At 60.0% G+C, this 17,501-nt stretch carries 15 protein-coding genes; 12 read left to right on the top strand and 3 right to left on the bottom strand.

Going from position 1 to position 17,501, the window contains the following annotated elements; translation table 11 throughout:
• Positions 1–30 precede the first annotated feature (30 nt).
• Positions 31–1,332, bottom strand: coding sequence for an aspartate aminotransferase family protein (locus ACRWA7_RS04090; protein ID WP_438390173.1), 1,302 nt, complete (start codon positions 1,330–1,332; stop codon positions 31–33).
• An 85-nt stretch (positions 1,333–1,417) separates the two neighbouring features.
• Here ACRWA7_RS04090 and ACRWA7_RS04085 point away from each other — a divergent pair, with 85 nt between their 5' ends.
• A complete protein-coding gene (locus ACRWA7_RS04085; RefSeq protein ID WP_438390172.1) occupies positions 1,418–2,302 on the top strand; it encodes a LysR family transcriptional regulator in 885 nt (294 codons plus the stop codon).
• Between the two features lie 44 nt (positions 2,303–2,346).
• Here ACRWA7_RS04085 and ACRWA7_RS04080 read toward each other — a convergent pair whose 3' ends face one another.
• The gene (locus tag ACRWA7_RS04080; protein WP_438390171.1) at positions 2,347–2,751 is read right to left on the bottom strand and encodes a RidA family protein; all 405 of its coding nucleotides are present in this window, start codon (positions 2,749–2,751) and stop codon (positions 2,347–2,349) included.
• Between the two features lie 148 nt (positions 2,752–2,899).
• Between ACRWA7_RS04080 and ACRWA7_RS04075 the strand changes: the two genes are divergently transcribed.
• Entirely contained in the window at positions 2,900–3,829 is a 930-nt protein-coding gene (locus ACRWA7_RS04075) for a LysR substrate-binding domain-containing protein (protein WP_438390170.1), read from the top strand.
• Between the two features lie 33 nt (positions 3,830–3,862).
• Here ACRWA7_RS04075 and ACRWA7_RS04070 read toward each other — a convergent pair whose 3' ends face one another.
• On the bottom strand, positions 3,863–4,333 hold the full coding sequence (locus ACRWA7_RS04070; RefSeq protein WP_060857314.1) for a MarR family winged helix-turn-helix transcriptional regulator: 471 nt from the start codon (positions 4,331–4,333) through the stop codon (positions 3,863–3,865).
• Positions 4,334–4,556: 223 nt separating this feature from the next.
• Between ACRWA7_RS04070 and ACRWA7_RS04065 the strand changes: the two genes are divergently transcribed.
• The 10 genes from ACRWA7_RS04065 (at position 4,557) to aspT (ending at position 17,332) form a co-directional block, all read left to right on the top strand.
• On the top strand, positions 4,557–5,477 hold the full coding sequence (locus tag ACRWA7_RS04065) for a helix-turn-helix domain-containing protein (RefSeq protein WP_438390169.1): 921 nt from the start codon (positions 4,557–4,559) through the stop codon (positions 5,475–5,477).
• A gap of 189 nt (positions 5,478–5,666) precedes the next feature.
• Positions 5,667–6,704 carry an alpha/beta hydrolase gene (locus ACRWA7_RS04060; RefSeq protein ID WP_060857312.1) on the top strand — a complete coding sequence of 346 codons (1,038 nt, stop codon included), beginning with the start codon at positions 5,667–5,669 and terminating at the stop codon, positions 6,702–6,704.
• Positions 6,705–7,449: 745 nt separating this feature from the next.
• Complete coding sequence (locus tag ACRWA7_RS04055; RefSeq protein WP_438390168.1) at positions 7,450–8,694, top strand: PucR family transcriptional regulator; 1,245 nt, start codon at positions 7,450–7,452, stop codon at positions 8,692–8,694.
• Between the two features lie 523 nt (positions 8,695–9,217).
• The gene (locus tag ACRWA7_RS04050; protein WP_438390167.1) at positions 9,218–9,871 is read left to right on the top strand and encodes a helix-turn-helix domain-containing protein; all 654 of its coding nucleotides are present in this window, start codon (positions 9,218–9,220) and stop codon (positions 9,869–9,871) included.
• Positions 9,872–10,075: 204 nt separating this feature from the next.
• Positions 10,076–12,277 (top strand): TerB family tellurite resistance protein, encoded by a 2,202-nt coding sequence (locus ACRWA7_RS04045; protein WP_438390166.1) that lies wholly within the window; start codon positions 10,076–10,078, stop codon positions 12,275–12,277.
• Positions 12,278–12,287: 10 nt separating this feature from the next.
• Complete coding sequence (locus tag ACRWA7_RS04040; RefSeq protein ID WP_438390165.1) at positions 12,288–13,229, top strand: phosphate acetyltransferase; 942 nt, start codon at positions 12,288–12,290, stop codon at positions 13,227–13,229.
• 6 nt (positions 13,230–13,235) lie between these two features.
• Positions 13,236–14,414, top strand: a complete 1,179-nt coding sequence (locus tag ACRWA7_RS04035; protein WP_438390164.1) for an acetate/propionate family kinase — start codon at positions 13,236–13,238, stop codon at positions 14,412–14,414.
• Positions 14,415–15,194: an enoyl-ACP reductase FabI gene (gene fabI / locus ACRWA7_RS04030; RefSeq protein ID WP_060857307.1), complete on the top strand. Its 780-nt coding sequence runs from the start codon at positions 14,415–14,417 to the stop codon at positions 15,192–15,194. It abuts the gene before it with no gap.
• A 29-nt stretch (positions 15,195–15,223) separates the two neighbouring features.
• The gene (locus ACRWA7_RS04025; RefSeq protein ID WP_060857306.1) at positions 15,224–15,478 is read left to right on the top strand and encodes an RNA recognition motif domain-containing protein; all 255 of its coding nucleotides are present in this window, start codon (positions 15,224–15,226) and stop codon (positions 15,476–15,478) included.
• 108 nt (positions 15,479–15,586) lie between these two features.
• On the top strand, positions 15,587–17,332 hold the full coding sequence (aspT, locus tag ACRWA7_RS04020) for an aspartate-alanine antiporter (RefSeq protein WP_438390163.1): 1,746 nt from the start codon (positions 15,587–15,589) through the stop codon (positions 17,330–17,332).
• Positions 17,333–17,501 lie beyond the last annotated feature (169 nt).

Below are 17,501 nucleotides of genomic sequence, written 5' to 3'. Positions count from 1 at the left end.
CAACTGCGACGGAGCCAATCGCCGGCGTAACTACATTGAATGCTCGATCGCCTGGCCTAGCAGTTCCAGGCCCAGGTCGATCTCGTCCTCGCTGACCGTCAACGGTGGTGCGATCCGGAAGACGCCGCCCATCCCCGGCAATTGCACGATGTTCATGCTGAGCCCGAGGTTCATGCACTCACGGGTGATCGTTGAACCAAGGCCGTCGGCGGGCTCTTTCGTGCGGCGATCCTTCACTATCTCCATTCCCAGAAGCAGCCCTCGTCCGCGAATATCGCCGATGCACTCATAGCGCTCCATCAGGCCGTGCAAGCCGCGCCTGAGCCGCTCGCCCATCACGTTCGCACGCGCAACCAGCCCATCGCGCTCGACCACATCCAGCACGCGCAGGCCGATTGCGGCGGGAAGCGGATCGGACACATGGGTCGTATAGAACAGGTAGCCCAGTTCGTGGGCCCGTTCCTCGATTTGTGCTGAAGTCACCACGGCTGCAAGCGGAAGACCGGCGCCCAGCGTCTTCGACAAAGTGAGGATGTCGGGCGTCACGCCATCGCGCTGGCAGGCGAACATCGTTCCCGTGCGCCCGATCCCGGTTTGCGCTTCATCGAGGATCAGCAGCATGCCGCGCTCCTCACACTTGCGCTTTAACGCCGCCATGTAGCCTACCGGCAATTCGATGATTCCGCCCGAACTGAGGATCGGCTCCGCAATGAAAGCCGCGAGATTGCCGCTGGACTGCCGATCGATGAGATCGAAGGCGTAGTCGAGTTCAGACAGGTAATCGTATTCGCCGTTGCGCTCGAAACGCGGCCGATACAGGAACGGCGCGGGAATCGCGAAGGAGCCGACGGCTGCCGGGCCGACACCCTTGCGCCCCGCGCTGTAGGTGGCGGACGCCGCCGCGCCCGTCATGCCGTGCCAGGACTGCGCAAAACCGACGATTTCATATTTTCCCGTGACCAGCTTCGCCATGCGAATGGCGGCTTCGTTGGACTCCGCGCCGGTGCTGAGCAGGAGCGCCCGGTCGAGCCCGTCAGGCGTGATCTCGGCCAGGCGCGTTGCCAGGTCGACCACTGGCCGCGAGAGCATTCCGCTGAAGAGGTGGTCGAGCTTTCCGGCATATTCGTTGATGACCGACACGATTTCCGGATGGCTATGCCCGAGCACCGCGCTCATCTGCCCCGATGTGAAATCCAGTATCGCGCGGCCGTCCGCATCATAGACAAAACTGCCCTGGGCGCGCTCGATGATCATCGGCTCGAAGGTGCCGCCGTAGCGGATCAGGTGCTGGCGGGCGTTATGCCAAAAGGTTGCATCATCGTTTCGGGACACCTTGTTTCTCCTGGACCGGACTGGCGTGGCGGGAATGACTTGCAGTCTAGATGGCTCTCTGGTTTCATAGAAACGAATAGTTCTTATGGAAGATAGAAGCGAGCCTGATACCTTGAGCCTTTCTCTTGAAATCGATTTGCTGCGAACGTTTACTATCGTGGCCGAAGTCCGGGCGCTTAGCCGCGCCGCCAGCCGGATTGGGCGGACCCAATCCGCACTGAGCCAGCAGATGAAGCGCCTGGAAGAAATTGTCGACCAGCCGCTGTTTCAGCGCACGGGTCGAGGCGTCGTCCTGACCAATCCCGGCGAGCGCTTGCTGATCCATGCCCAGCGCATTTTGCGATTGCACGACGAAGCGATGGCCGATTTGTCCGGAAAAGGCTTGTCCGGAACCATCCGGTTCGGCTGCCCGGACGACTACGCCGCCGTTTTTCTCCCGCATTTGCTGCGTCAGTTTTCGAGCCAGCACCCGCATGCGCTGGTGGAAGTCATCTGCGCGCCCACTCCGCGATTGCTGGAGCAAATCGAGATGCATGCGCTCGACCTTGCCATGATCTCGTTGCCGGAGGATGCGGCGAACGGTGACATCATCCGCCGTGAACCGCTCGTCTGGGTCGGCTACCCGGGCGTGGATGCCGAGCGCTTCGACCCGTTGCCGCTCGCACTTTCAGATCCGGATACACTCGATCACATCGCGGCTTGCGAAGCGTTGCGGCGCGCGGGCAGGGCCTACCGCGTCGCCTACGCGAGTAGCAGTCTTGCCGGACTTACGGCCCTGGTCCGCTCGGGTCAGGCGGTGGCTGTCATTACCGAGACGGCCGTTGCTCCGGACCTTCACATACTCAATGGCGAACCCGCACTTCCGCCGTTGCCGAGTATCGGCATCACGCTGAAGTTCGAGCGGGAGCGTCCGTCGCACCTGACCACAGCGTTCGCCGAGCACATCAGGCTCACGCTGCCCTTGCTGTAATTGAGCGAGGCTAAATACGGCCGCTCCGTGCGTTTTTGGCCAGATCAATCGTTGCTGACATCTGGCAACTTCGCGATCACCTTGATCTCGAACTGAAATCCATAGAGCCACGTCACGCCGACGGCAGTCAGCGTCGGGTGCGGCGCGTTGCCCCAATACTCGGGTACGAGTTTCCAGATGGTGTCGAACTTCGACTCCGGATCGACGATGAAGAGCGTCACGTCGACTATGTCGTCGAAGGTGCAGCCTGCGGCAGCGAGAATCGCATTGAGATTGCCGAACGCGAGCCGGACCTGCGCTTCAAGATCGGGCTCGGGCGAGCCATCCTCACGGCTGCCGACCTGCCCGGACACGAACAGGAAGCCATTCGACCGGATTGCCGGCGAATAGCGATTGCGTTCATAAAGCGCCTGCCGCCCCGGCGGAAAAATCACATCGCGCGTTGTCATGAATCACCTCCAGTCAGTGGGTCGACTTGACCCGTTATCAACGAAGAACGGACTTTAAGGATTCATGCGCTGCGGATAAACGCGCATCTCTGACCATCACTGTTTGTAGAATGCAAACAATCCTCGAACTATTTGGAGCACGGATCAGATGGACCGTTTTGATGCAATGCAGGCATTCGCCCGGGTGGTGGAATCGGGCAGCTTCACGAAAGCCGCCGAGACGCTTCACATCAGCAAGACCAGCGTGACGCAACTGGTGCAGCAGCTTGAGGCACGGCTGCGCGTCAGGCTGCTCAACCGCACCACGCGCCAGGTCAACCTCACTGCCGACGGCGCCGTGTACTACGAACGCGTGGTCAGGCTCCTCGCCGACATGGACGACGCCGAGACCGGTTTGTCGAGTGCGTCGGTGTCGCCGAGGGGACGGCTGCGGGTGGATGTGCCCAGCCCGCTGGCCCGCCTGATCCTGGTGCCGGCATTGCCCGCGTTCCACGCGCAATACCCCGACATCCAGCTCGATATGGGCGTAAGCGATCGCACCGTGGACTTGATTGGCGAGACGGTGGATTGCGTCGTGCGGGGCGGCGAGCTGACCGACCAGTCCCTGATCGCACGGCATGTGGGCGATCTGCAACTCAGGGTTTTCGCGGCGCCGAGCTACCTGGAGCGCGCCGGCACGCCCACGCATCCGCAAGAGCTGGAAGATACGCATCACCGGATCGTGGGTTTCCGCTGGGCGCGCACCGGCAAGGTCTTTCCCTATGCGATGCGCGGTGACGGCGAGAGCGTCAACGTGCTGGGCCGCTATGTGCTGGCTGTCGATGACGGCGATGCCTATCTTGCAGCCGGTCTGGCGGGCCTGGGCGTTCTATGGCTGCCGGACTACATGTCGGGGCCGCATCTGGCGCGTGGCGAACTTGTGCCGCTGTTCGAAACCTGGCGCCTCGATCCGATGCCGCTTTATGTGGCGTTTCCACCGAACCGGCATGTCAGCATCAAGCTGCGCGTTTTCATCGACTGGGTTGCCGAGTTGATGAAGGAACATGCGCCGGTCGCAGGCCGCGGCGATTCGCAATAATCAACGGGCGCGCTGAGACGCCGTTTCGCCCATTCACTCTTCAGCGGCTGCGGCAGCTTCCAGCAGGCTCTTTCGCACAGCGAGAACGCTGCGCCTGAGCTGCCGGAGCGCGTCCGGCGAGAGCCCCGTCGCCCCATCCACGCACGACGGCATGTCACGTGCCTTCTGCCGCATCGCTGCCCCGCTCCTGGTCAGGCACACGCGCACCTGCCGTTCGTCGGCAGGGTCGCGGTTCCGCGAGACGCATCCCATCGCCTCGAGCCGCTTGAGCAGCGGGGTGAGCGTATTGGACTCCAGGAACAGTTTCTCGCATAACTCGCCGACGGTCTGATCGTCGCTCGCCCACAGCGACACCATCACGATGTACTGCGGATAGGTAAGTCCCAACGACTTCAACAACGGCTTGTACACGCGGCTGAACGCGTGCCCCGCCGAGTACATGGCAAAACAGACGAAGTCGTCGGGCTGCAGCGCAGCTTCCCGTTTCTCAGAGACATTGGTCATTGGCATTGCTCCCACGTGTGAGCCTCAATTCTAATACAAGCCGATTATATCTCATGCGATTTAATCTTTCGCGCTTGACACTAGCGGAAGTCCGTATAGACTATGTCGTACGCGATTAAAGCGCATAAGATATAAATCGAAGCAACAGCCGCCCGCGAGGCTGCGCGAAGACGATGTCATCGCCCGGTTTTTGTTGGACGGCTGCGTTCTTGAGGAGTGGGTCATGGAAATGCAGTCGCACGGTCCGAGGAAGTATCCGAGTTCGACGGTTGTCGCGTCCTCAGCGGGCAAGAACTGGCGTGAAATCGCCGGCGAGCTGCGCTCTCATCCCGTGAGCGAGATGCCCGGACTGGTGCCGCAGCAGATGGAGATATCGATTGCCGTGCGTGGACGGCATGACGGATGGGTAATACGAACGGGAGCGGGCGAACGCCAGAAGACCCGTCCGGTGGCGGGCGCGATCTGGTTGTCGCCAATCGGCATTGCCGATACGGATATCAGCATCACCAAGCCGCTTCCCAGGATCCTGCATCTGTACATACCGGCCCATAGCTTCAGGCTTCTTGCGGACGAGTATGACCTGCCGGCATCGCCGGCGCACTCGATCCACTATCTCGCCGGACTACAGGACGAGTTGATCCGGCAACTCGGTCTGGCCGTGCTCTCCGAGATGTGCCAGGAGACCGCGTCGGGCCGCATGCTGGTCGAGACCTGCTCGCTGATCCTCGCAGCGCGTCTCGCGCACCGCTATGGAGATGGCTGGTCCGCGAAGATTCCCAGGAACAACGGGCGGCGGCTCGATGAACTGCGTCTGCGGCGGGTTCAGGACTATGTGGTCGAGCATCTGGAAGAAGACATCTCGGTTGCCGATCTCGCGGCCGCAGCGAACCTGAGCGCATTTCACTTCACCCGGCTTTTCACGGCAGCCACGGGCATACCGCCGCATCGCTATGTCGGGCAGCAGCGCCTGGAGAGGGCAATGACGTTGCTGGCGGCCGGCACCATGCCGCTCAGCGTCATAGCGCTCAACTCCCGGTTCTCGTCGCAGGCCAGTTTCAGCCGCGCGTTCCGCCGCGCGACGGGCACGTCGCCAGGGCAATATCGCCGGCTTTTCAGGCAGGCGGGCGAGGAGGGTGCCAAATGAGCAGGCCGGGTAAAAACTCAAGCATGCACGGTAAAGACGCGCGCGGTCCGCCCGTACAAAATCCATCCGTTGAATGCAATGACGGTGCGATAGCGTTACTCCGAATGCATCAACGGCTCGAACCTCTCGTCATGCCCGCGACATTACGTGCGGCACCGCGTATCCAACTTACTGAATCGAGCAAAGACAATGAACCGATCATCCATAGTCCGGGCAATCTGCCTGATAGGAGCAAGCATCGTGACCCAAGCCGCCCTCGCCGCCCCCAATGTAGCGGACGACCCGCATCTGGATCCCCAGGTCCGTTCGTTCCTGGTCCAGATCAACAAGGACAGCAGCCCGTTCTGGACGCTGCCTCAACCGAAGCCTCAGGAAGCTCTCACCGCGCTGCAGTCACAAACGCCGGTGGACATGTCAGGTGTGACCACGACCGAGAGGACGATCACGCAGGACGGGCATCAGGTCAAGTTGTACATCATGAAACCGGAGCACGTGAAGGGCAAGCCGGGCGTCCTGCTGTTCCTTCACGGTGGCGTGTGGATAGTCGGCAATTTCCAGAATCATCAACGCTTGCTGCGCGATCTCGTCGTCAAATCAGGGCAGGTTGGGGTGTTTGTGGAGTACACGCCGCTTCCGGAAGCCAAATATCCCACGCAGCCTGAAGAGTGCTATGCGGCTTTAAAGTGGGTGGCCGAGCATGCCAATGAGTTCGGCGCTGACGGCAGCCGTATTGCGGTTGCGGGAAATTCGGTCGGCGGCGATCTTACTGCCGCGGTCACGCTGATGGCGAAGGACCGCAAGGGCCCGAAGATCAGCTACCAGGTGCTATTCATTCCGGCGACGGATGCAAGCGTCGATACGGAGTCCTACCATAATTATGGAACCGATCGCTTCCTTTCGCGCGACTTCATGAAGTATGGCTGGGACCTGTACGCACCGGACGAGAAGACACGCAACAATCCTTATGTGTCGCCGCTGCGGGCGAGCACCGAGGAACTGCAGGGCTTGCCCGCAGCGCTGGTCGTCACGGCCGAGAACGATCCGCTGCGGGACGAAGGAGAGGCGTACGCGCGCAAATTGAAGGAGGCTGGCGTGAGCGTCAATGCCGTGCGGTACAACGGCACGATTCATGACTTCGTGTTGCTGAATGCCTTGCGGCATGTGCCGTCCACCGAGGCTGCGATCCAGCAGGCAAGCGAAGCCATCCGTCTGCATCTCAACCCCTGACGAAGCCCATGACGCGGTGCGGGCGCTGAGCCGCACCGCGTTGGAATGGGTCGCGGAGTTGGATCAGGACGGTATAAATGTTTGGTAATAGCAAGGCATGGGGCCGCGTGGCAGTGTGGCTCCAGACTATGCGTGCCATGCGTCGGTTTGCTGACGTCTGAACATGGGCGACGAGTTTCATTACTACGGCATGGACGCACTGCAAAAAGCGGTAGTAATTGGCAGCTTGCTTCTCCGATAGAAGCGACCCACCCTAGTTGACCCTTCTTATTCACACTTCCTACGCGTACAAACGCGCACGGATGCACCACAACGCTGATCCGCGACGATCCTTGTAGGCGTCCCAACGCGGGGGCGGACGCCTGTGCGTTTTCCTGTCGCCTGACGATGGGTGTCAGCTTCAATTCGCGGCCAGCGTTCGGCCCCGCGGCGGACCTTCGTGCCGCGACCGGCGCGAAATTCATTCATTGAGCATTGATCTAAATCAATGCCTTAAGCGCATTTTGTGCATCGAAAGTTAGTCCGCATTTCAGCCGTATAAAGAGCCGCTCACGAATCTTTTTGGCGCTAACATGAGGCGTCTTCGTCACCTATCATTATCCAGATCGACACGGCTGCCTGGCCAATCTCAGCCTCCGCCAACGCCCTTTTATTGCATTGCGCTTGTGTGTTTCCAAGGTGGTTGTGTCTGGCCAATGTGCCGTCACATCGTGCCAAGATCCGATCTATAAGAGAGAACTGCATCGTGATAGCCAGCGTGCCCGCGATTTCCCCGCTGCTGCGTGAACTGACGGAGCAACTTTCATCCGATCGTTCAAGCGTGATAGATCGCATGTATGCGACGCTGATCAATATTGAGGGTTATCGCGATCTCGATCTGGCCGTCAAGCTTGATATTCGCGATTCAATAGGCTGGTCCGCGAAGTTATGGTTCGAGTCGATCCTGAGCGGAGCGCCGCCATCGGAAGAGGAGCTTCAAGTCTTCCAGGCGTTCGGTCAGAGACGGGTGCATCAAGGTGTATCGCTGCAGACGATCTTGCAAGCCTTCAGGCAAGGCACTCGCGAACTCTGGTGCCTGTATATCGAGTCGGCCGATAAAAGCAACGAGCTACGCGACGAATTGCTTTTTCGGATTTCCCCGTATCTGATGGATTATTTCGACGTGATGGCTCAGATAAGCGCCCGGTCGTATCTCGACGAACAATATCGGCATACAAGATGGCGCGAGTCGCTCAGGTATCAACTGAACACCATCGTGATGAACTATCCGGAAGACAGCGATGGATTCAACAGAACGGCAGCGGCCCTGGGCCTTGATGCGTCGGCGCCAAGGATCGCGCTCGCCGTCGAGGTTGGGCCCATCGACAATAATTCGCCGACGTTCGATAACGAACTGGACCGTATAGTGGCGGCCATCGGGCGACGCCTGAAGGTCTTGAGTAACGATCTCCTGAATACCTGGTATCGCGGGCGATTACTCGTCTGGGTGCCTTGCACGGTAGGAAACCCCATTAATGAAAACGACCGCCGGATTGCTCGGGATATCGTCTCGGCTGCGCCATTATCCCCGGAGATCATGGCGATCGGAATCGGTCTGATGGGCGTGGGCGCAGCCGGTTGGGCGGCGTCTGCCAACGAAGCCGCGCATGCGCTCAGCTTCGGCCGGGCCCATGCAGGCGAAGACCGCGTTCGGCTTTATTCGGACATAGTTATCGAGGAGAGCGTGCGCGGTACGAGCAACGCGCTGCGCTATATCGTTTCGCTGCTGGAGCAGTTATCGAGTGAGCCGGACTTGCTGTTGACGTTGCAAACGTACTTCGAACAGGCACAGCGGAGAAAAGCCACGGCGAGCGTTCTGGACATTCATCCCAACACGTTGAATTACCGTCTTGAACGGATCGAGAAACTGCTGGGCGCTGACCTCGACGATGCGGGCTGGCTTGCAAAGCTCGACGTCGCCATCAAACTTCGCGGCGAGCGAAGTTTGTGACCGCCGCCCGCGCGCGGCTTGTTTTGACGAAGTTGCGAAAACGAATGAAAGACCCCGACCTCATGTTGAGAGGCATGCTGTCATTGTCCAGATGAAGATTCAAGTTGGAAAAACAGCAGTTCCATTGTTACTTTGCACAAGGCTATTTTCCAGAATTTGGCCTATGCTTATTGGCGCCGGACTAGGCAAGTTCCCTTGAGGAGCATGAGCAAACCTACTCGATGCCGACCTTTCATACTTCGAATCCGATGCATGAGCGTGAGACCACCGGTACGAGAGCAGATTTCAATTTCGTCAAAGTTGAGGACATTCCAACCGTTCCATTTTTAGCGTCCCGATCAGGCATTGCTATTGCAACCATAAAGGCGCGAAAAGTATGTCTTTGACCATCAAATTCGCGGCTGGACAGCAAGCATTCTGTCCCTCGTCGTGCCCGCCCGATCAAGTAATAAGCGAAGCAAAAAGCGGCATCGCGAAACGGTCTGGAGAGAAGTGTTCGCAATGCGCGATGAAGGCGATTTGCATGCCGCCGGAAATCAGCAGGATCGAGTTGCTTCGCCTGGATTCCATTATCTGCACCAAGCGCGACATCAACCGCGGTCAGCCATTGTTAAAGGCCGGCGATCCGTTTTACGGCATTTATCTGGTGCGCACGGGGTGCTTCAAGACCAGTGTGATAACCGATAGCGGCCGCGAGCAGATAACCGACCTGAATCTGACAGGCGATCCGCTTGGCCTCGACGGCATCTCCGCCGTCAGTCATCGTTTTAACGTGATCGCGCTTGAGGACAGTACCGTGTGTGTCGTTCCGTTCCATTCGTTCGAGCAGCTATGTTCGGAAAGCGAGACCATGCAACGTCACCTGTACCGGCTGTTGAGCGACAGCATCGTACGGGAAGCGGGACTGGCCGCGATACTCGGAACGATGTCCGCCGATCAACGCATCGCAACCTTTCTTCTGGGCCTGTCTTCTGCATTCAAGACGCGCGGCTACTCCGAGAAGCGGTTCACGTTGCGGATGAGTCGCGAGGAAATCGGCAATTATCTGGGCATGACGGTCGAAACTGCCAGCAGGGTGCTGTCCAAACTCGAACGGAACGGCCTCCTGGGCATTCGCGGCAGACAGGTTCATCTGCTGAATCTCGACGCATTGAGGGCGAGGGGACGCGCGGCTTGAACTGGCGATTGCCGAGTGCTCATCGGTTCCCATCGATTTATTTGCGGTTATTCACAAGGTTGTCATATGGATCTCGTCGGCCGATAACCGGATGAATGCGCCCGCGCATATTTTGACTTTTCACAAGGAATGTCATCGGCGGGAACGGTGATCGCCGCGATCGACGGTAGCTTGGCATCTTGAGTGCTTCTCGAGGAGTCAAGTATGTCCGATGTACCAGACGCAGTGAAACGCCTCGCGGCGCCTGCGCAGGATGCGGCGGAGTATTGGGTCGATGCATGGCAGCGCGGCACGTTGTTTCTTGACGTGCTGCGCCAGCGAGGCGACCTCTATATCGATCACATGCACGCCGGCAAGCCTCCCGTGCTGACTTTCGACTACGAGCTTGTCGCGAGCGGCCGCGATTTGCCGGCCCCGGCGAACTATGCACTCGCGCGCATCATTGCTCCGCCTGGCCTACCCGCGATGGATCCGAAGAAGCGTCCATTCGTCGTAATAGATCCGCGTGCCGGACACGGCCCGGGTATCGGCGGATTCAAAATGGACAGCGAAATTGGCATTGCGCTGCAGCAGGGGCATCCCTGTTATTTCGTGTTCTTCTATCCGCGGCCGGAACCGGGCCAGACTATCGAGCGCGTTGCGCGGGCCGAGGCCGCGTTTCTCGAGCGCGTCGCCGAACTGCATCCCGACGCCGAAGGCCAGCCCTTCGTGATCGGCAACTGCCAGGGTGGATGGGCGCTGATGATCCTCGCCGCATCGGAGCCTGAACGTGTCGGGCCGATCCTCCTTGCGGGGTCGCCAATTTCATACTGGGCCGGCGTCGAGGGCAAGAATCCAATGCGCTACTCGGGCGGCATGCTCGGCGGGACGTGGCTTGCTTCGTTAGCGGGCGATCTCGGCAACGGCACGTTCGACGGCGCGTATCTGGTCAATAACTTCGAACAGATGAATCCGGCGAACACGTATTGGAAAAAGCTCTATAACGTGTACTCGCATATCGATACCGAACCGCCGCGGTTTCTGGAGTTCGAGCGATGGTGGGGCGGCCATTTCCTGATGAACAAGGAGGAAATGGAGTGGATCACGCAGAATCTTTTTGTGGGTAACCGGCTGTCGGCGGGCGAGGTGGTATCGGCGAATGGCGAGATACGCATTGATCTGCGCAACATCCGCTCGCCCATTATCGTCTTTGCATCCTGGGGCGACGACATCACGCCGCCGCAGCAGGCGCTCAACTGGATTCCCGACCTCTACGACAGCGTGGAGGCGATCCGTCTCCACGAACAGACAATCGTCTATTGCCTGAACGAAAAGATCGGACACCTTGGCATATTCGTGTCGGCGGGCGTGGCAAAAAAGGAGCATGCCGAACTCATCAGCGCACTTGATCTGATCGACACGCTACCGCCCGGTTTATACGAAGCCGTCATTGAGGACACCCGGCCGGATCTGCCCGGCCTGGAGTTTGTCGAGGGGCGCTATCTGATCCGCTTCGAGATGCGTGAGATCGAAGACATCCTGGCGCTCGGTGACGGTCGCGATCACGAGCGTGCATTCGAGGTAGTCGAACGCGTGGCCGAGATCAACCAGGGAATCTATGACACGTTCCTGTCGCCCTGGGTGAAAGCCCTGTCGAATCCATGGACTGCCCGATGGAACATGCACATGAACCCGGCACGCGTCGAGCGATGGCTGTTCTCGGATCTGAATCCGGCGATGTGGGGCGTGAAGATGCTCGCCGATACAGCACGGCAGAACCGTCATGCGGTTTCATCGGACAACGCATTGCTCGCGGGCGAATACGCCATGTCGCACGCGATCGGGCAAGGGCTGGACGGGTATCGTGCCGGCCGCGACTCGGCGGTCGAACTCATCTTCAAGTCGATCTATGGATCGCCGTGGCTCGCAGCGCTGGTTGGTCTCAAGCCGGCATCCGCGCGACGCCGGGCGCTCGAGACGAATAGCTGGATTGAAGAGGAGTTCAAGCGGCTGAAACGACGCGAACTGGAAGCGACGTTCGAACACGGCACGTTGCTCGATGGCGCAATACGCATGCTCCTCTATTGCGGCCGCGATCTCCACGTGGTCGACGAGCGTCCGTTCAATGCAATGCGCCACATGCTCCGCGAGTCCGGTCTGGATGACCGCATACGCATTGCCGAGCTCAAGCAGGTCGTGAAGCGTCAAACGTTCCTCGTGCTGTGGAATGAAGAGCGCGCGCTTGCCGGCCTGGCTCGCCTGTTGCCTACGCCAGCAGACCGCCGCCGGGCGCTCGATGTAGTGCGCACGCTTGCGGCCACGCGCGGTGAAATCGTCCCGGCGCAGCAGGCGCGTCTTGATCGCGTTGCGGAGGTTCTTGCAATCGAGCCGCGCGAAAAACGCGTGAAATCGACTCAAGCGAGTTGACGGGGACGACATGGAACGCAAACGCGAAAAATATGAACGCCTCGTTTCATTCGCGGCGACGCTGGCGCCGACACCGACCGCCGTCGCGCATCCGTGCGATGAAAGCTCGCTTGGCGCTGCGGTCGACGCAGCGAAGCTGGGCCTGATTGCGCCTGTTCTGGTTGGACCCGTGTCCCGTATCAGGGCCGTTGCCGACGAACATGGCATCAATGTGTCGAACCTGCCGATAATCGACGCACTGCATAGCCATGCATCCGCCGCTGCGGCGGTTGCGCTCGTGCGCGAAGGCAAAGCGCAGGCGTTGATGAAGGGTTCGCTGCATACGGATGAACTGATGGCGGCAGTCGTCGCGCGCGACAGCGGATTGCGCACGGAGCGTCGTATCAGCCACTGCTTCGTGATGGACGTGCCCGGCCACGAAGATCCGCTGATCATCACCGACGCGGCGGTCAATATCGCGCCAACGCTCGAAGACAAGATGCATATTGTGCAGAATGCGATCGACCTTGCGCACGCGCTGCGCTTTCCGGCCGCGCGCGTTGCGATTTTATCGGCGATGGAAACCGTCAATCCCAAAGTACCTTCGACTGTGGAAGCTGCGGCGTTGTGCAAGATGGCCGACCGCCAGCAAATCACCGGCGGCATACTCGACGGTCCACTTGCACTCGACAACGCAATCAGCGTCGAGGCCGCGAACATCAAGCACCTCGTTTCGCCCGTTGCCGGGCGTGCAAATGTGCTTGTCGTCCCGAATCTGGAAGCGGGCAACATGCTCGCAAAAAGCCTGTCGTTTCTGGCTGGCGCGGACGCAGCGGGCATTGTGCTCGGCGCGCGCGTCCCGGTGATTCTCACCAGCCGGGCGGATTCGGTCATCACGCGGCTCGCGTCGTGCGCGGTCGCGTCACTGGTCGCACTGTGGCGGCGCGAGCCGTCGCGGTCTGTCGCCGGGTGACGCGCCATGGATGTCATCCTCGTGATCAATGCGGGTTCGTCGAGCGTCAAATTTTCTGTATTTGCCCTGTCCGGCAAGACGCTCGAGCAGATCTATAGCGGTAATTTCGCGGAGATCCAGGCAGAGCCACATTTCCTGGTCAAGCACAGTAACGGCGAGGTGTTCGACGAAAAGCGCTGGCCTGAAGGAGATCGGCTCGGCCATGACGGTGCGATCACGTTCTTGTTCGAGTGGCTGCGGGGTCACTCGGCCGGTTATACGCCGGTTGCGGTGGGTCATCGGATCGTTCACGGCGGCAGTCAGTATGCTGAACCGGTGCGCGTCGACAAAGAAGTGATAGGCAGGCTCGAAGCGCTTATTCCATTAGCGCCGCTGCACCAGCCGCATAATCTCGCAGCGTTGAAGGCGATTGCCGCGCACCGCGCCGGACTGCTGCAGGTGGCGTGTTTCGATACGGCCTTTCATCACGGCCAGCCGCCAATAGCAACGCAATTCGCACTGCCGCGCGGGATCACGCGGCAAGGCGTGCGGCGCTATGGATTTCACGGGCTCTCATACGAATACATTGCGTCTGTGCTTGCACACTACGACGAACGCGCCGCACGCGGCAAGACCGTGGTGATGCACCTGGGCAATGGTGCGAGCATGGCTGCCCTTGCGAACGGCAAGAGCCGGGCGAGCACGATGGGATTCACCGCCGTGGAAGGACTGCCGATGGGCACGCGCTCGGGCAGCATCGATCCCGGCGTCCTGATCTGGCTGATGGACCAGCACGCAATGGACGCGCGTGCAATCGAGACACTCTTGTACCAGCGCTCGGGATTGCTTGGCGTGTCGGGGATATCGAGCGACATGCGCACGCTGCTCGCGAGTGGCGATCCAGCGGCCGCCGAAGCGGTCGACCTCTTTTGTTATCGGATCAGCCGTGAACTCGGCTCACTTGCGGCAGCCCTCGGCGGCCTGGACGCGATTGTGTTCACGGCAGGGATCGGCGAGCGGGCGTTTCAGGTACGTGAACGCGTGTGCCGTGATGCGGCGTGGCTGGGCGTATCGCTCGACCCGGCCGCGAACGCGAATCACGGCCCGCGGATCAGCACGGCCGACAGCACGGTTGCCGCATGGGTGATTCCGACTAACGAAGAACTGATGATCGCCTCTCACACTCTTGATCTACTGGAGACGTAGATGCCCGTTTCATCCAACCAGCCACTTCTTGGACGCAAGGCATTGATTCTCGGCATTGCAAACGAGCATTCGATTGCTTACGGCTGCGCGCGCGCGTTTCGCGAACTCGGCGCCGAACTGGCGATCACGTATCTGAACGAAAAGGCGAAGCCGTATGTCGAGCCGCTAAGCAAGGAGCTTGAAGCAACGCTGCTGATGCCGCTTGATGTGTCGAAGCCGGATGAAATGCCTGCACTCTTCGACACCCTCCGATCCACCTGGGGACGACTGGACATTGCCTTGCATTCGATTGCGTTTGCACCGAGGGATGACCTGCAAGGCGGCCTCCTCAATAGTTCGCCCGAAGGGTTTGCCACCGCAATGGACGTGTCCTGTCATTCGTTCATCCGCATGGCGAGACTGGCCGCGCCGTTGATGGACGAAGGCGGATCGATGTTCGCAATGAGCTATCTCGGCGCCACGCGCGTGGTACCCAACTACGACCTGATGGGACCGGTCAAGGCCGCGCTCGAAGCGTCGTGCCGGTATCTCGCACACGAACTCGGTCCCCGGCGCATACGCGTTCACCCGGTTTCTCCGGGACCGCTTAAGACGCGGGCCGCGTCGGGATTGAAGGACTTCGACTTGCTGCTCAATGAAGCGCTGGAGCGGGCGCCGATGGGCGAACTCGTTGACATCATGGATGTCGGCTTCGCCTGCGCCTATCTGGCGACTCCCTATGCACGGCGCATCACGGGCAACACGGTGTTTATCGACGGCGGCGTCAGCATCATGGGTTAAGCGCGCTGCGCGTCATGGAGAGAACGGACATGAAGCTCTGGATCAGCAATCTGGCGCCTGAAACGAGTGACGACGCGTTGCGCGAGTTCATGCGCAAGTACACACAAGTGGAAATCGACAGCCTGACACGTATTGAAGGTGACGGCTCGCGTCCGGGCGCGCTGGTTGAAGTAGCCGGGGCGACACAGGCTTTGCTGACGGAGATGCAACACCGTCTGCATGGCATGTACTGGAATCAGCGTCGCCTGGTTGTGCAGATCATGTCGTTCTCCGATAACGAATAGGGAGGCGATTGCCGGCGTTCCTTCATGTTGTTGACGGCGAGGGCAGGCCGTCAGGCAGATGAGTGCGCCGGATCGCCTGTCTCTATCAATCGAAAACAAGGAGCGCCGATGTCCTGGTTCACTGAAACGCTGCAGCACTATCCCGAGATTGCGGTATTTCTCTCGCTTGGAATTGGCTACTGGGTTGGTGGAAAGAGTGTGAAGGGCTTTAGTCTCGGCGCAGTGACGGCGACCTTGCTCGCGGCCATCGCAATCGGGCAGCTTCATATTTCTATTTCACCGAACGTCAAGTCAGTGTTCTTCCTGATGTTCCTGTTTGCCGTGGGCTACGGAGTCGGGCCGCAGTTCGTACGCGGAATCGCGAAGGATGGTTTGCCGCAAGCTCTGTTTGCTGTCGTTCAATGCGTGCTGTGTCTCGCCGCGCCGGTCATCGCCGCGAAACTGGCGGGCTACAGCGTGGGGTCGGCGGCCGGGCTGTTTGCCGGCTCGCAAACCATATCGGCGTCGATGGGACTCGCCACGGACGCCATCAACCGGCTCGGTCTTCCGGCCAGCCAGGCAAAGGCGCTACTGGATGAGATGCCTACCGCCTATGCCGTGTCGTATATTTTCGGGACTGTCGGCTCCGCATTGATCCTTGCAACGTTGGGCCCGAAGCTGTTGCGCATTGATCTGGTTGCCGCCTGCAAGGAGTACGAGGTGAACCTGGGCGGCGCGCAGGAACTCGGGGTTGCGGGCCAGGCATGGCACCGGCACGAACTGCGCGCCTACAGGATCGCTCCGGACAGCCCGATCACAGGCAAGACGGTGAGCCAGGTGGAAGCGCTCGAACCGGAAGGGACGCGGCTTTTCATCGAGCGGGTCAGACGCGCTGGCGTGATCGAAGAGGCGACGCTCAGTTTTGTCCTGCAATCCGGCGACGTGGTGGCAGTGGCGGGTCCTCGCGATCAACTCATTGCGTTACTGGCTGCAAGAGACCGGGACGCAAGCCATGACGGGGACCATGCGGTTGCAGTGCGCGCAGCGCGGGGCATCGAGGTGGACGACCCTGAGTTGCTTGCCGTGCCGGCGGAGGGCGTGGATGTCTACGTGACCAGCAAGGCCGTGGACGGTAAAACATTGCAGGAACTCTCGAGACTACCCGCCGCGCGCGGCGTCTATCTGCGCAAGATCAAACGCGGCCCGACAGAAACGCAAATCCCGGTTTTGCCCAACACCGTGCTGCATCGGGGCGACGTGGTGACCATCGTCGGCCGAACGCAGGACACGACCGCCGCTGCGAAAGCGCTTGGTGTGCTGGACCGGCCGACCAATGTGACCGACGTGGCCTTCGTGACGCTGGCCATTACCCTTGGGGCGCTCCTGGGCGCGATTGTCATCAAGGTGGGATCGATTCCGATCACGCTTTCGACCGCAGGCGGCGCGTTGATAGCCGGCATCGTCTTCGGCTGGTTGCGCGCAATTCATCCAACCTTCGGCCGTATTCCCGAACCGACAGTGTGGTTCATGAACTCGGTCGGTCTGAATGTTTTTATCGCTGTTGTTGGCATCACGGCGGGTCCCGGTTTCGTTGCCGGTTTGCAGCACCTGGGGATCAGTCTCTTTCTCTGGGGCATCTTCGCCACGGCGCTGCCGCTGATTCTGGGAATGCTGATCGCCAAGTACGTGTTCCGTTTCCATCCCGCGATCCTGCTTGGTGTATGCGCCGGCGCCCGAACCACGACAGCCGCTCTGGGGATGGTCTGCGATGCGGCGAAGAGTCAGATTCCCGGTCTTGGTTACACCGTGACCTACGCGGTGGGCAATACGCTGCTGACTATCTGGGGCATGGTGATTGTGATGCTGATGACCTGAACGGGTTGACAGCAATGCGGTTGACGGATTGGACGCAGGCATTTCAATGAGCCTTCTCACGGCGCTCAACCCGACGATGGATAAGAAGTTCAGCTACTGCAGTGCTTCGCCAAGTCCGGGCTGGTCCCGTGGCAGGTCAATGGCTCGAGCCTTGACCTGTGCACCCGGC

Origin of the sequence: Caballeronia sp. DA-9, assembly GCF_051615025.1 — a bacterium.
Taxonomy (GTDB): domain Bacteria; phylum Pseudomonadota; class Gammaproteobacteria; order Burkholderiales; family Burkholderiaceae; genus Caballeronia; species Caballeronia sordidicola.
Note: the sequence above shows the minus strand (reverse complement) of the source record. Positions and strands in the feature narration are given on the sequence as shown.